Source organism: Pseudomonas sp. N-137 (assembly GCF_034555295.1).
GTDB lineage: Bacteria > Pseudomonadota > Gammaproteobacteria > Pseudomonadales > Pseudomonadaceae > Aquipseudomonas > Aquipseudomonas rhizophila.
In genome coordinates, this window is the sequence record NZ_JAXUDQ010000030.1 from 111,158 (window position 1) to 126,127 (window position 14,970).

14 protein-coding genes are annotated in these 14,970 nt (G+C 61.6%); 11 read left to right on the forward strand and 3 right to left on the reverse strand.

Annotation, left to right across the window (positions count from 1 at the left end; all coding sequences use genetic code 11):
- The first annotated feature begins 9 nt into the window (after positions 1–9).
- From T3A99_RS21520 to T3A99_RS21555, 8 genes are all read left to right on the forward strand, one after another.
- Positions 10–1,011, forward strand: coding sequence for a diguanylate cyclase domain-containing protein (locus T3A99_RS21520; protein ID WP_047227524.1), 1,002 nt, complete (start codon positions 10–12; stop codon positions 1,009–1,011).
- 256 nt (positions 1,012–1,267) lie between these two features.
- A protein-coding gene (prfB, locus tag T3A99_RS21525) for a peptide chain release factor 2 (protein WP_107321555.1) occupies positions 1,268–2,363 on the forward strand; the annotation gives its coding sequence in 2 pieces (ribosomal slippage) (positions 1,268–1,339 and positions 1,341–2,363; 1,095 coding nt in all).
- Between the two features lie 109 nt (positions 2,364–2,472).
- The gene (gene lysS, locus T3A99_RS21530) at positions 2,473–3,975 is read left to right on the forward strand and encodes a lysine--tRNA ligase (protein WP_107321556.1); all 1,503 of its coding nucleotides are present in this window, start codon (positions 2,473–2,475) and stop codon (positions 3,973–3,975) included.
- 102 nt (positions 3,976–4,077) lie between these two features.
- Positions 4,078–4,794, forward strand: a complete 717-nt coding sequence (locus tag T3A99_RS21535; protein ID WP_047227527.1) for a TetR/AcrR family transcriptional regulator — start codon at positions 4,078–4,080, stop codon at positions 4,792–4,794.
- Between the two features lie 154 nt (positions 4,795–4,948).
- Positions 4,949–5,503, forward strand: coding sequence for a hypothetical protein (locus T3A99_RS21540; protein WP_274090889.1), 555 nt, complete (start codon positions 4,949–4,951; stop codon positions 5,501–5,503).
- A gap of 36 nt (positions 5,504–5,539) precedes the next feature.
- Positions 5,540–6,817, forward strand: coding sequence for a flavohemoglobin expression-modulating QEGLA motif protein (locus T3A99_RS21545; RefSeq protein WP_047227529.1), 1,278 nt, complete (start codon positions 5,540–5,542; stop codon positions 6,815–6,817).
- 148 nt (positions 6,818–6,965) lie between these two features.
- A complete protein-coding gene (locus tag T3A99_RS21550; RefSeq protein ID WP_076386204.1) occupies positions 6,966–7,871 on the forward strand; it encodes an alpha/beta hydrolase in 906 nt (301 codons plus the stop codon).
- Positions 7,868–8,197, forward strand: coding sequence for a hypothetical protein (locus tag T3A99_RS21555; RefSeq protein ID WP_047227531.1), 330 nt, complete (start codon positions 7,868–7,870; stop codon positions 8,195–8,197). The genes T3A99_RS21550 and T3A99_RS21555 overlap by 4 nt, the downstream gene beginning before the upstream one ends.
- A 179-nt stretch (positions 8,198–8,376) precedes the next feature.
- Here T3A99_RS21555 and T3A99_RS21560 read toward each other — a convergent pair whose 3' ends face one another.
- The 3 genes from T3A99_RS21560 to T3A99_RS21570 all read right to left on the reverse strand — a co-directional run bounded on the left by T3A99_RS21560 (position 8,377) and on the right by T3A99_RS21570 (position 10,328).
- A complete protein-coding gene (locus T3A99_RS21560; RefSeq protein ID WP_160891745.1) occupies positions 8,377–9,165 on the reverse strand; it encodes an OmpA family protein in 789 nt (262 codons plus the stop codon).
- Between the two features lie 51 nt (positions 9,166–9,216).
- Positions 9,217–9,630, reverse strand: a complete 414-nt coding sequence (locus tag T3A99_RS21565) for a DUF4398 domain-containing protein (RefSeq protein ID WP_047227532.1) — start codon at positions 9,628–9,630, stop codon at positions 9,217–9,219.
- A 353-nt stretch (positions 9,631–9,983) separates the two neighbouring features.
- A complete protein-coding gene (locus tag T3A99_RS21570; RefSeq protein ID WP_047227533.1) occupies positions 9,984–10,328 on the reverse strand; it encodes a hypothetical protein in 345 nt (114 codons plus the stop codon).
- 189 nt (positions 10,329–10,517) lie between these two features.
- Here T3A99_RS21570 and ppc point away from each other — a divergent pair, with 189 nt between their 5' ends.
- The 3 genes from ppc (at position 10,518) to tsaB (ending at position 14,861) form a co-directional block, all read left to right on the forward strand.
- Positions 10,518–13,148 carry a phosphoenolpyruvate carboxylase gene (gene ppc / locus T3A99_RS21575; protein ID WP_274090890.1) on the forward strand — a complete coding sequence of 877 codons (2,631 nt, stop codon included), beginning with the start codon at positions 10,518–10,520 and terminating at the stop codon, positions 13,146–13,148.
- A gap of 290 nt (positions 13,149–13,438) precedes the next feature.
- Positions 13,439–14,089, forward strand: a complete 651-nt coding sequence (gene adk, locus T3A99_RS21580; protein ID WP_047227535.1) for an adenylate kinase — start codon at positions 13,439–13,441, stop codon at positions 14,087–14,089.
- 94 nt (positions 14,090–14,183) lie between these two features.
- Positions 14,184–14,861, forward strand: a complete 678-nt coding sequence (gene tsaB / locus T3A99_RS21585) for a tRNA (adenosine(37)-N6)-threonylcarbamoyltransferase complex dimerization subunit type 1 TsaB (RefSeq protein WP_047227536.1) — start codon at positions 14,184–14,186, stop codon at positions 14,859–14,861.
- Positions 14,862–14,970: the final 109 nt, after the last annotated feature.

Genomic DNA, 14,970 nt, shown 5'->3' on the forward strand with positions numbered 1-14,970 from the left:
TGAGTTCCCATGAGTGATTTACAGCTCGACGATTTCAAGCGTGACGAGAACGCGGCCATGGTCTTGCTCGTCGACGACCAGGCGATGATCGGCGAGGCGGTGCGGCGCGGGCTGGCCAATGAAGAGAACATCGACGTTCACTTCTGCGCCGACCCACACCAGGCCATCGCCCATGCGGTCCGCATCAAGCCAACGGTGATCCTCCAGGACCTGGTGATGCCCGGTCTTGATGGCTTGAGCCTGGTGCGCGAATACCGTAACCATCCGGCGACCCGGGATATTCCGATCATTGTCCTGTCCACCAAGGAGGACCCGCTGGTCAAAAGCGCGGCGTTCGCCGCCGGGGCCAACGATTACCTGGTCAAGTTGCCGGACAACATCGAACTGGTGGCGCGCATTCGCTACCACTCGCGGTCCTACATGATGCTGCTGCAACGCGATGCGGCCTATCGCGCCCTGCGGGTCAGCCAGCAGCAACTGCTCGACACCAATCTGGTGCTGCAACGGCTGATGAATTCCGACGGTCTGACCGGGCTGTCCAACCGCCGGCACTTCGATGAATACCTGGAGCTGGAGTGGAGAAGGGCGCTGCGGGACCAGTCCCAGCTCTCGCTGTTGATGATCGACGTGGATTACTTCAAGTCCTTCAACGACAATTTCGGCCACCTGGAGGGGGACGAAGCCCTGCGCAAGGTCGCCACGGCGATCCGTGATGCGTGCAGTCGTCCGTCCGACCTGCCGGCCCGTTACGGCGGCGAGGAGTTCGCCCTGGTCTTGCCCAGCACCTCGGCTGGCGGCGCGCGGTTGATGGCCGAAAAGCTGCGCCAGAGCGTCGTTGCCCTGAACATCCCCCACATCACGCCTCATGAGGGGGCGAACCTGACTGTCAGCGTTGGCGTCTCGACCTTCACGCCACAGCAAGGTGGCGATTGCCGCCAGCTGATTTCGGCGGCGGACAAAGGGCTGTACACGGCTAAGCACAATGGGCGTAATCGGGTGGGTATCGAGTAGTGCGTCCGGCCGGCTGGAGAGTTCTTGTGGCGAGGGAGCTTGCTCCCGCTGGGGCGCGTAGCGGCCCCGAAACCAGATAGCTCGGTGAGTCAGGTTGACTGAGCTGTGTTTTTTAGGGCTGCTGCGCAGCCCAGCGGGAGCAAGCTCCCTCGCCACAAGAATTGGTGTCCCTAAAGCCGCCAGGCGGGCTGCCGCTGGCGCTTGATTACGTTATACTCGCCGGCTTTCAAAAGTTCGCCAACGAGTGCTGCCCGCCATGGAAATCAACCCGATCCTGAACACCATCAAGGACCTGTCCGAGCGCTCCGAAACTATTCGGGGGTATCTTTGACTACGATCAAAAGCATGAGCGTCTGACCGAAGTCAATCGCGAGCTTGAAGATCCGAATGTCTGGAACAACCCGTCGTACGCCCAGGAACTGGGCCGCGAGCGCGCTGCGCTGGCGCAGATCGTCGAGACCCTGGATGAAATGTCCAGCGGCCTGGCCGACTGCCGCGACCTGTTGGACATGGCTGTCGAAGAAAACGATGAAGGTGCCGTCGGCGATGTCGTCGCCGAGCTGACACGCCTCGAGGAGGCGTTGGCCAAGCTGGAATTCCGGCGCATGTTCAGTGGCGAGATGGATGCCAACAACGCCTACCTGGACATCCAGGCCGGTTCCGGCGGCACCGAAGCCCAGGACTGGGCCAACATCCTGCTGCGCATGTACCTGCGCTGGGCCGACAAACGCGGCTTCGACGCGACCATCATGGAACTGTCGGCCGGTGAAGTCGCCGGAATCAAGGGTGCCACCGTGCACATCAAGGGCGAATACGCCTTTGGCTGGCTGCGCACCGAGATCGGCGTGCATCGCCTGGTGCGCAAAAGCCCGTTCGACTCCGGTAACCGTCGTCACACGTCGTTCTCGGCGGTGTTCGTTTCGCCGGAAATCGATGACAACATCGAAATCGACATCAACCCGTCGGACCTGCGCATCGACACCTACCGTTCCTCCGGGGCCGGTGGCCAGCACGTTAACACCACCGACTCGGCCGTACGGATTACCCACGTACCGACCAACACTGTGGTCAGTTGCCAGAACGAACGCTCCCAGCACGCGAACAAAGACACCGCGATGAAAATGCTGCGGGCCCGTTTGTACGAGCAGGAAGTGCAGAAGCGCAACGCGGCGTCCCAGGCCCTGGAAGACACCAAGTCGGACATCGGCTGGGGTCACCAGATCCGTTCGTATGTACTTGACGCCTCGCGCATCAAGGACCTGCGCACCAGCATCGAACGCAGCGACTGTGACAAGGTGCTCGATGGCGACATCGACGAATACCTGATCGCCAGCCTCAAACAAGGGCTGTAACGCGACACCCATGCGGCGGGCAGGCGCGCTTCCACCCAGGAGCGAGGCCTGGCCGCAAACTCCGGCCCGGGGCCGGGGGCAACGAACCTGTGATGGAATCTTTAAAGACATGAGCGACCTAGAACTCGACCCGCAAGCCCTGCAACAGGAAGAAAACTCCCTGATCGCCCTGCGCAAGGAAAAGCTTGCTGCCGAGCGCGCCAAGGGCCAGGCCTTCCCCAACGACTTCCGCCGCGACGCCTACTGCGACGTCTTGCAGAAGCAGTATGCGGACAAGACCAAGGAAGAGCTGGCCGAGGCGGCGATTCCAGTCAAGGTGGCCGGTCGTATCATGCTCAACCGTGGTTCGTTCATGGTGATCCAGGACATGACCGGGCGCATCCAGGTCTACGTCAACCGCAAGACGCTGCCGGAAGAAACCCTGGCCGCCGTCAAGACCTGGGACCTGGGCGACATCATTGCCGCCGAAGGCACCCTGGCCCGTTCCGGCAAGGGCGACCTGTACGTCGAAATGACCAACGTGCGCCTGCTGACCAAGTCCCTGCGCCCACTGCCGGACAAGCACCACGGCCTGACCGACACCGAGCAACGCTATCGTCAGCGTTACGTCGACCTGATCGTCAACGAAGACGTGCGCCAGACCTTCCGCGTGCGCTCGCAGGTCATCGCCCACATCCGCAGCTTCCTGATGAAGCGTGACTTCCTTGAAGTCGAAACGCCGATGCTGCAGACCATCCCCGGCGGTGCGGCGGCCAAGCCGTTCGAAACCCACCACAACGCCCTGGACATGGAAATGTTCCTGCGTATCGCGCCAGAGCTGTACCTCAAGCGCCTGGTGGTGGGTGGCTTCGAGAAAGTCTTCGAGATCAACCGCAACTTCCGTAACGAAGGCGTTTCGACCCGGCACAACCCCGAGTTCACCATGCTCGAGTTCTACCAGGCCTACGCCGACTACGAAGACAACATGGACCTGACCGAGGAGCTGTTCCGCGAACTGGCGCAGCTGGTGCTCGGGACCACCGACGTGCCGTACGGCGACAAGGTGTTCCATTTCGGCGAACCGTTCGTGCGCCTGTCGGTGTTCGACTCGATCCTCAAGTACAACCCGGACATCACCGCGGCCGACCTGCAGGACATCGAAAAGGCCCGCGCCATCGCCAAGAAGGCCGGCGCCAAGGTGCTCGGCTTCGAGGGTCTGGGCAAGCTGCAAGTGATGATTTTCGAAGAGTTGGTCGAGCACAAGCTGGAGCAGCCGCATTTCATCACCCAGTACCCGTTCGAAGTGTCGCCGCTGGCCCGTCGCAATGACGAGAACCCAAGCGTGACCGACCGTTTCGAGCTGTTCATCGGTGGTCGCGAAATCGCCAACGCCTACTCCGAGCTCAACGACGCAGAAGATCAGGCAGAGCGTTTTATGGCCCAGGTGGCCGACAAGGACGCCGGCGACGACGAGGCCATGCACTACGATGCCGACTTCGTTCGCGCCCTTGAGTACGGCATGCCGCCGACGGCCGGCGAAGGCATCGGCATCGATCGCCTGGTGATGTTGCTGACCAACTCACCGTCGATCCGGGATGTCATTCTTTTCCCGCACATGCGGCCCCAAGCGTAAGTGTTTCAATTAAAAAGCCGCCTCGAACAGGCGGCTTTTTATTGCCTGTCTGGTACAAACGTATCAATTGGTTAATTTTGAAATAGCGAGGAAAGACCTGTCGTGAATCGTGTAATGGCTCCAGAAGGTGCGGCGGGCGTCGCCACTGCTGTCGCTGAAAGTGTTCAGTACCAGGGTCGCAAGGCCAGCCGGCAGGGCAGTGAACAGCGTCGCCAGGAGATTCTCGATGCGGCCATGCGCATTGTGGTGCGTGATGGTGTGCGGGCGGTACGCCACCGCGCCGTGGCCGCCGAAGCGGGTGTGCCGCTGTCGGCCACGACTTATTATTTCAAGGACATCGATGACCTGTTGACCGATACCTTCGCCCAGTACGTGGAGCGCAGCGCGGCGTTCATGGCCAAGTTGTGGACCAACAATGAAGGCCTGCTGCGGGAGATGGTTGCCTACGGAGACGGCAGCGCCGAATCCCGCTCGCAGCTGGCGGACGACATCGCCCGGATGACTGCCGACTACGTGCAGCATCAATTGCACAGCCGGCGCGAATACCTGATGGCGGAACAGGCTTTTCGTCAGGAAGCGCTGCTCAACCCGCGCCTGGCGGAGCTGGTGCGCTCTCACCAGCAGATCCTGTTGCACGGCACTTGTCAGTTTTTCCAGGTTTTGGGCTCGCGTGAACCCCAGCAGGATGCCAAAGTGTTGACGGCGATTATCGGACGGATGGAATATCAAGGCTTACTCAATGGCGCCGAGCCGGTAGCGGCAGAAGAAATGCTCGGCATCCTGACCCGCTACATGCATCTGGTATTGGCGTCGGTTTAGTTTTTCAGGAGCACCACATGTGGCGAGGGAGCTTGCTCCCGCTGGGCTGCGTAGCGGCCCCTTTTGTGAGCGCTGCGCACTCAAGCGGGAGCAAGCTCCCTCGCCACAAAGGCTCCTCACAAAGACTAGGCGTCGTATGCCATAGGGAGTTCAAATGAAAGCCTGGCGTGCCGTTGTAATGGCCGTGTCGTTGCTGCTGCTCAGTGGCTGCCTGGTGTCCTTCAAGGCGCCGTTGCCCGACAGCGAAGCCGCGCCCCAAGGGCTGGTCGGCCACTGGACCAGTACCAACGCCTGGGGCGAGCCGCTCAACCTGGAGTTGGATGAAGTGGGGCCGCGCCGGTATCAAGCCGTCACCTACTTCAGGGCCAGGCCGCTGGAGCGCGAAGCCATCCCGGTGACCGTCTCCCGTCACGGCAGCCGCTGGTATCTGTCGGCCAAGGTGCCGGCCCGCTTTGGAGGGCATTTCGTGATCGCCGGTTTTGAACTGACCGACAAGCAGGAACTGGTGATCTACAACCTGGATATGGATCAGATCAACCAGGCCATCAGCCAGAAGATCCTCAGTGGCCAGCCGAACCAGAGCGAAGAAGGTGACGGCGTGCTGGTGGACAGCGACATGGGTACGGTTTTCCGTTACCTCGACGACCCGGCCAACTCCGATGTGTTCTCGGAGGCCGTGCGCTACCAGCGGCTGGTCAAATCCCAATAATTGCAACAAGCGGACGTTTTTTCACAGGAGTTCCGGGTGGACGATTACCAGCAGACGATACGCACCTTGTCCGATCGCATTGTGCTGGCGCAAACGCCGATTCGCATTCTCGACGCAGTAAAGTGGGACGAAAGCATCCGCAAGGGTTTCCTCAAGGCCAAGGGCAAGGAAATGCCCGCCGTGGACCGCGACTATTACCTCAACCGGCCCCTGTCGTTCGATTCCAGCAAAGTGAAGCTGGAATTCCAGAACATCGAACGCGACATCACCCGTCAACTCGGGCAGTTCAACCCGGTCGGCCAGATCATGCGTCGCATGTGCAAGGAATACCGCATGGTGGTGCGCATGCTCGAAGCACGCGGCACCGAGGATTTCGGGCTGATCTCCCAGGAGTTGTATGGCGCCGCCTCCGATGCGTTCCACGCCGGCGACCCGACCCTGGCTGACCTGGGCTTGATGCTGTCCGATTACCTGAACAACATTGATGGCCGTGGCGACCTGAAGGACGAGCCGAAGATTCTGACCGCCCAGGACGCTGTCAGCCTGCTGCAGCATCGGCTCAACCGGGTTTTTGGTGAGGCCGAGGAAACCATCCGGGTGTTCGAGTCCGACGGGATCGTGGCCGATGCGGCGGCTGGCGCCGATTACATCAAGATTCGCACCGATGCGATGTTCAACGACCGTGACGTTCGGGCCCTGGAAGTCCATGAAGGTCTGGTGCACGTCGGCACCACCCTCAATGGCCTGAATCAGCCGATCTGCACCTTCCTGTCCAAGGGGCCACCCTCGTCCACGGTGACCCAGGAAGGCCTGGCGATTCTGATGGAGATCATCACCTTCGCCTCTTACCCAAGTCGCCTGCGCAAGCTGACCAATCGCACCCGGGCCATTCACATGGTGGAGGAGGGGGCGGACTTTCTGCAGATATACGAGTTCTTCCGTGAGCAGGGCTTTGAGATGGGCGAAAGCTACGGCAACGCCAGCCGGGTTTTCCGTGGTTCGGTGCCGACGGGTCTGCCATTCACCAAAGACTTGTCCTACCTCAAGGGCTTCATCATGGTTTACAACTACATTCAGCTGGCCGTACGCAAAGGCAAGCTGGAGCAGGTGCCGCTGTTGTTCTGCGGTAAAACCACCCTTGAAGACATGCGCACGATGCGCCAACTCGTGGACGAAGGCCTGGTCGTGCCGCCCAAATACCTGCCGGAACAGTTCCGCGACATGAACGCGCTGTCGGCCTGGATGTGTTTCTCCAACTTCCTCAACCACCTGAGCCTGGACCGGATCGAAGCGGATTATTCCAATATCCTCTGAATACAATGTGGTTGAAAATGTGGGAGCGAGCCTGCTCGCGATTGCGATGTTCCAGTCAACATTGATGTTGACCGTTCTACCGCAATCGCGAGCAGGCTCGCTCCCACAGGGGACGGTGTTTCATTTATTTTTTGCGAGGTTTCACCGGATGCGAACCCTCGGCATCTTATGCCTGCTGCTGACCCTGAGCGGTTGCAGTTCCCTGCTGTTCTACCCCGAACGCGGCCTGCCTTTTACCCCGGAACGGGCCAAGCTCGACTACCGCGACGTCACCCTGACCACCGCCGACGGTGTCAGGCTCCACGGCTGGTGGCTGCCGGTCAAACCAGGGGTGGAGGTCAAGGGCACGGTACTGCACTTGCACGGCAACGGCGGCAACCTGGCCTGGCATCTGGGGGGGAGCTGGTGGTTGCCCGAGCAGGGTTACCAGGTATTGATGGTGGATTACCGCGGTTACGGCCGCTCCGAAGGCGAGCCGAGCCTGCCGGCGATCTATCAGGACATCGACGCGGCGTTCAAATGGCTCGACCAGGCGCCACAGGTTCAAGGCAAGCCTCTGGTGCTGCTCGGCCAGAGCCTGGGCGGCGCGCTGGCGGTGCATTACCTGGCCGATCATCCCGAGCGTCAGCCGCAACTCAAGGCCTTGGTGCTCGATGGCGTGCCCGCCAGTTATCGCGACGTAGGGCGTTTCGCCCTGAGTACTTCATGGCTGACCTGGGCATTGCAGGTGCCGCTGTCCTGGCTGGTGCCGGACGGTGACAGTGCAATCGGTTCGGTGGCGCAATTGAAGGGCGTACCGAAATTGATCTACCACAGCCTCGATGACCCGATCGTGCCTCTTTCCAACGGCATCCGTCTGTATCAAGCTGCGCCGCCGCCCCGGGTCCTGCAACTGACTCGCGGTGGGCATGTGCAGACATTCGCCGACCCGGTCTGGCGAACGGTGATGCTGCGCTATCTCGACGACCCCTGGCACTTCGACGGCCTGCGTCGCCTGGGCGAGATCCCGAATTATCCGAAATCATCCGTTGAATCTTCAGAGAGCCCGCAATGAGCGAAGAACGTAACGCCATCCCCCTGATCATCACCGGTATCTGCAGTATCCTCGGCACCGTCGCGGTGCTCTGGTACTACGGCTACCTGCACTTCGCCAAACCCGAGGATGCGTTGCTGCTCAACGAGTTCACCATGCTCAAGACCGTGCCGGGCGAAGACTACAAAGTCGCCCTGGAGCCTGCCCCCCAGGTCGCCCAGTGCATCGATGGTGTGCTGGTGCTGTTCGACACCGAACAGAAAGGCCTGACCGGCGTGCTGATCAATGAGAAAAAGCGTGCGGTGCGCTGCATGGGGCAGGAGACGCCGCAGAAGCTTGAGCCATAACCCAGCCTCAATTTCCCTGTGGGAGCGAGCCTGCTCGCGATAGCGGTGGACCAGTTGCAACTGCATTGACTGACCCACCGCTATCGCGAGCAAGCTCGCTCCCACAAGGGAAATGTGTTGGCCGATAAAAAAGCCCCGCCTGATCACGTCAGGCGGGGCTTTTGCTTGCAGTCAGCCGATCAGTTGGCGCTCATGGTCGAGCGCGGGGCGACTGGCTGGTTGTCGTTGGAGATGGTCACCTCGACCCGACGGTTCATGGCACGGCCCGAGACGCTGGTGTTGTCCGCCACCGGGAATTCCTTGCCGTAACCTTGGGTCACGATGCGGGATTGGTTTACGCCCATTTTTACCAGCTCGCGTTGTACGGAAGCGGCGCGGCGCTCGGACAGCGACTGGTTGTAGGAGTCCGAACCGGTGCTGTCGGTGTAGCCTTCGATGATCACCTTACGGTCGGGGTTTTCCTGGAGGAACTGGGCCAGTTTATTCACGTTGACCAGGCCGCTGGAGCGCAGCTCGGACTTGTTGGTGGCGAACAGCACGTCACCGAAGGTCACCAGCGTGCCGCGTTCGGTTTGCTTGGCGTTGAGGCTGTCTTGCAGTTGCTTGATCTGCGCGTTACGGGCCTCGAGCAGTGCGCGGGCGCGTTCATCACCGGCGTTTTTCAGCTCGGCTTCAGCGGTGCGCAGGGCGATGGTCTGCTTGGCCACCTCCACGCGCTGGTTGGTCAGATAGGCCAACTGGTCGACCTTGGCTTCATCTTCCTTGTCCATGTAAGCCTTGTCGGCTTTGGCCAGGAAGTCGGCGGCGTCCTTGGTTTCCAGAGCTGCAACCTTGGTCGCCGCCGGGTCAGCCTGCAGACCGTTGTAGTTGGTACGGGCCTGTTCCAGATTAGCGTTCGGATCTGTGGAACACGCGGCCAGCGAGACGCAGGCGGCCAGCAGGGCGGGGATCATCAAGTGTTTGTGCATCATAGTCTGTCGTCCTTTTATCAATGAGAAGTACGTCGCGGCGTGAACGGCTTACTGAAGCTTGTTCATGCCTTCCTGACGCAGTTCCTGAACCCCTTTCTGGGAGTCCTTGAGAGCCTGTTCGGCCTTGGCGGCCTGGGCCTTGCGCTCAGCGACGCGGGCGTCCCACTCGGCCTGCTCGGCCAGACGCTTGGCTTCTTCGTAGTTCTTGTCGTGCATCGCGATCTCGGCCTGCTTGAGCTTGTCCTGGGCCGACTTCATTTCCACGGCGGCGAATTCGGTACCGCCGGCGCTGACGGCGCTGTTGACCGCCGATTGGGTCACCGCGTACTGCTCCGAGGGCGGGTTGCCGGCGCAACCGGCGAGGATGAAGCTGCTACCGATAGCCAGGGCAGCCAACTTCAGGCCGCGCAGGCCAGTGGATGAGGGTTTGGCAGTGCAGGTATTCATAGGCTTCAACTCCATTGGAAAACTCCTGAAAAAACTACAGATCCATGCTGGGACCGAAGCCGGGACGTCTGTTTCGGCGCTGGCGCCGGGGCGCGTTTATTTAAACGACCGTTCCAGTATGGTTACTCGGTGTGACCTGAGGCGTTTTTCAAAAGTTCAGCGAGGATGGCCAATCGCCAAAAGTTTTGCTGACTGGTTGGTCAGCGCCAGAAAAGCTGAACTTTCAAGGCGCGTAGCGGTATTCCCGGCGTAGGAGGCGTGCGTTTTTGTGGGGAGCGCATGTAGGAACTGGCGAAGGCTGGGGCTGCGTTCGGACGATCTTTTGATCTGTCGTCTGGGAAAGATCGCAGCCCCGCTCCTAAAGAAAATTAGTGCTTGGACTTGTCGTTCTGAGAGGAGAGTTGATGCAGATGACGCCGCGACAGAGCGAGAAAACGCGGGGTCGGGCCGACGTCTTCGTAGAGCGGGTCACCCTCTTCATCGGTGGCCACCACTTGCGAGCCCTTGATGTAAGGGAAGCTGGCTTCCAGTTCTTCCAGCGCCGCCCCGATCAATTCGCCGAGAAGTTCCTCGGGTTGGCGCTTGGGGTACATCTCGCAGATCGCCGCCAGTCGTGCGGCGGCCTCCACGTCCAGGTGAATGGTGTAGCCGGTCTGGGTCAGGCAACCCTTGGCGTTTTCTTCCCAGTGTTGGGCGAGCTCACGGATTTTCATGATGGCCTCAATAGCCCGCGGATGGCAGGCGCGCAGAGTGACAAGCCGTTGTGTGGCTTACTGTTAAGACTAGCTTTGTCCGACAAGGTTTAATGTCCCCTCGTCGCTTGTCATAAACGTCTTGCGTCGGCACTCTCTGTAAAACGTCTAACCCAAGAGCTGTCCGGACCTTTTGCTGGAGAACTGCTGATGACCGATATCGATGCACGCTTGCGCGAGGATGTTCACCTGCTCGGCGAGCTGCTGGGCAACACCATCCGCGAACAGTACGGGGACAGGTTTCTCGACAAGATCGAGCAGATCCGCAAGGGTGCCAAGGCCGATCGACGCGGCTCCATGGACGCCGAACTGAGCGCCAGCCTCAATCAGTTGGGCGAGGACGAACTGCTGCCGGTGGCGCGGGCGTTCAATCAGTTCCTCAACCTGGCCAACATCGCCGAGCAGTATCAACTTATCCACCGACGCGAAGAGTCCAAACCGGCACCGTTCGAGGCGCGGGTGTTGCCCGAACTGCTTGCTCGATTGCGGGCCGAGGGCCATGGCGCCGAGTCCCTGGCGCGGCAATTGGGACGGCTGGAAATCGAGCTGGTGCTCACCGCCCACCCCACGGAAGTGGCCCGGCGCACGCTGATCCAGAAATACGATGCCATCGCCGCGCAACTGGCGGCCCAGGACCACCGCGATCTCACCAGCGCCGAACGTGCGCAAATCCACGAGCGTCTGCAACGGCTGATCGCCGAAGCCTGGCACACCGAAGAAATACGCCGCACCCGGCCGACCCCGGTGGACGAGGCCAAGTGGGGCTTTGCGGTGATCGAACATTCGCTGTGGCAAGCCATTCCCAATTACCTGCGCAAGGCCGATCAGGCCCTGCATGCCGCCACCGGCTTGCGCCTGCCGCTGGAGGCTGCACCGATCCGCTTTGCCTCGTGGATGGGCGGCGACCGGGATGGCAACCCCAATGTCACCGCTGCGGTAACCCGCGAAGTGCTGTTGCTGGCGCGGTGGATGGCGGCGGATCTGTACCTGCGCGACGTTGACCACCTAGCGGCTGAGCTGTCCATGCAAAAAGCCAGCGAGGCTTTGCGCGCCCAGGCCGGTGATAGCGCTGAACCCTACCGTGCCGTGCTCAAGCAATTGCGTGAACGCCTGCGCGCCACGCGCAATTGGGCGCACGCGTCCCTGAAAGTCACTACCCCAGCCTCTGCCGATGTGCTGCAGAACAACCGCGAACTGCTGGACCCGCTGGAGCTTTGCTACCAGTCCCTGCACGAGTGCGGCATGGGCGTGATCGCCGACGGGCCGCTGCTCGACTGCTTGCGCCGGGCGGTGACGTTCGGGTTGTTTCTGGTGCGCCTCGATGTACGCCAGGACTCCACGCGCCACAGCGCAGCCATGACTGAAATCACTGACTACCTGGGCCTGGGCCGCTATGAGGACTGGAGCGAGGAGCAGCGCATCAGCTTTCTGCTGGAGGAGCTGAACAACCGGCGTCCGCTGCTGCCCGCACATTTCAAACCGTCGGCCGATACGGCGGAAGTTCTGGCCACGTGCCGGGAAGTGGCGGCGGCGCCGGCGGCGTCCCTGGGCTCGTACGTGATCTCGATGGCGGGCGCCGCTTCCGATGTGCTCGCGGTGCAGCTCTTGTTGAAAGAGGCCGGCGTGTTGCGACCTATGCGGGTGGTGCCGCTGTTCGAGACCCTGGCCGACTTGGACAACGCCGGGCCGGTGATCGAGCAATTGTTGCTGCTGCCGGGCTATCGATCGCGGCTGCAAGGGCCTCAGGAGGTGATGATCGGCTATTCCGATTCGGCCAAGGATGCCGGCACGACAGCGGCGGCCTGGGCACAGTATCGAGCCCAGGAACGGCTGGTGGACATTTGTCGCGAACAGCAAGTCGAACTGCTGTTGTTCCATGGCCGCGGAGGCACCGTGGGGCGTGGCGGCGGTCCGGCTCACGCGGCGATTCTGTCGCAACCGCCGGGTTCGGTGGCCGGGCGGTTCCGTACCACTGAGCAGGGTGAAATGATTCGTTTCAAATTTGGCCTGCCGGACATCGCCGAACAGAATCTCAATCTGTACCTCGCCGCCGTGCTGGAAGCGACACTGCTGCCACCGCCGCCACCCACTCCTCAGTGGCGTCATCTGATGGATGAACTGGCGGCCGACGGGGTCAAGGCTTACCGCGCCGTGGTGCGGGAAAATCCGCAATTCGTCGAGTACTTCCGCCAGTCCACACCGGAGCAGGAACTGGGCCGTCTGCCGCTGGGCAGCCGGCCGGCCAAGCGCCGGGCCGGAGGCATCGAAAGCCTGCGGGCGATCCCGTGGATCTTCGGCTGGACCCAGACGCGCCTGATGCTGCCGGCCTGGCTCGGTTGGGAGACCGCCCTGGGCAAGGCGCTGGAGCGCGGCGAGGGCGAGTTGCTGGGGCAGATGCGCGAGCAATGGCCGTTTTTCCGCACCCGCATCGACATGCTGGAGATGGTGCTGGCCAAGGCCGACGCGGACATCGCGCGCTCCTACGATGAGCGTTTGGTCGAACCTGGGTTGCTACCGTTGGGCGAGCATTTACGCGACCTATTGTCGCAGGCGTGCTCGGTGGTCCTGGGGTTGACCGGTCAGTCGCAGCTACTGGCACATAGCCCTGACACTCTGGAATTCATTCGCCTGCGCAACACCTACCTCGACCCGTTGCACCTGTTGCAGGCTGAACTGCTTGCCCGTTCGCGGCAGCAGGAAGTTGCCCAGGGCAGCCCCGTGGAACAGGCGCTTCTGGTGTCTGTGGCGGGGATTGCCGCCGGTTTGCGCAACACCGGCTAAGGTTAAGCGGCGTACCGAAACGGCCCGCCCGGTATCCCCCGGGCGGAGGCCGGGTGGGCAGGGAGGAGGTCGGTCGGGCGACAGTTTGTTGTCCGGTTGCGACGATCGCCACCTCCTCCCAAGGTCGCGTCAGGCGCGGGTTCCTTCGACTTTCGGCGGCTTGTGTGGGTCGGGCCTGCTGTGTATCTTGATCAGCCTTTGGCCGTTTGGGCGGTCACGATCCTGTTTTCCGAGATTGGCCCCACGAGGCGAATCCGAGCGTTTACATAAAAAAATTGAGGAGCACATCGATGCGCGTCATTCTGCTGGGAGCTCCCGGGGCCGGTAAAGGTACTCAGGCAAAGTTCATCACCGAAAAATTCGGTATCCCGCAAATCTCCACTGGCGACATGCTGCGTGCCGCGGTCAAGGCCGGCACCGAGCTGGGCGTCAAGGCCAAGAGCATCATGGATGCCGGCGGCCTGGTGTCGGATGACCTGATCATCGCGCTGGTCCAGGATCGCATCGCTCAAGCCGATTGCGCCAACGGCTTCCTGTTCGACGGTTTCCCGCGCACCATTCCGCAGGCCGAAGCCTTGGTTACGGCTGGCGTGGAGCTGGATCACGTTGTCGAAATCGCCGTCGACGACGAGGAGATCGTTCAACGCATTGCTGGTCGTCGTGTCCACGAGCCGTCCGGCCGTGTCTACCACACCGTCTATAACCCGCCGAAACTCGCCGGCAAGGACGACATCACCGGTGAAGCACTGGTGCAGCGCAAGGACGACACCGAAGAAACCGTGCGCCATCGCCTGTCGGTCTACCACTCCCAGACCAAGCCGCTGGTGGAGTTCTACCAGAAGTTGTCCGCCAAGACCCAGGGCAAGCCCAAGTACAGCTACATCGCGGGCGTTGGTTCGGTTGAAGCGATCACCGGCAAGGTGCTTGAAGCACTGAGCTGACAAGTCTGCTGTGCAGCAAATAACAACGGCCCGCTTGCGGGCCGTAGTTGTTTATACTGGCGCACTTTTCCCCATCTGATTTACGGACACACCGATGAGCACCTTGCTGGCCCTGGATACCGCGACTGAAGCTTGCTCCGTTGCCTTGCTGCACGACGGCAAGGTCACGAGCCATTACGAGGTGATCCCGCGCTTGCACGCCCAGAAGCTGCTGCCGATGATCCAGCAATTGCTCAGCGATGCAGGGACCACCTTGCAGGCGGTGGATGCGATTGCCTTTGGTCGTGGGCCGGGAGCGTTCACTGGCGTGCGCATTGCCGTCGGCGTGGTGCAGGGCCTGGCGTTTGCCCTGGAGCGGCCGGTGTTGCCGGTGTCCAACCTGGCGGTACTCGCCCAGCGCGCCTTGCGTGAACAGGGCGTCAGCCAGGTCGCGGCGGCCATCGATGCGCGCATGGATGAGGTGTATTGGGGCTGCTACCGCGAGTCCGAGGGTGAGATGCGCCTGGTGGGCGCCGAAGCGGTGCTCCCCCCCGAAGCGGCGGCGTTGCCTGCCAACGCCAGCGGCGACTGGTTCGGCGCCGGGACCGGTTGGGGCTACGGCGAGCGGATTGCCGTCCCCCTCAGCGGCCAGGACGCCTCGATGCTGCCCCATGCCGAAGACCTGCTGACCCTGGCCCGCTTCGCCTGGGAGCGCGGCGAAGCCATCCCGGCCGACGATGCACAACCGGTGTACTTACGGGACAAGGTTGCAACACCCAAATCCGAACGGTAGACCCAGGCGTTGTGAGAGCAAAGCTTGCTCGCGATACGGGGGCCCCGGTTCTCCGGCGGACCGCGTCATCTTCATCGCGGGCAAGCCTTGCTCCTACAAAGTCATTTGC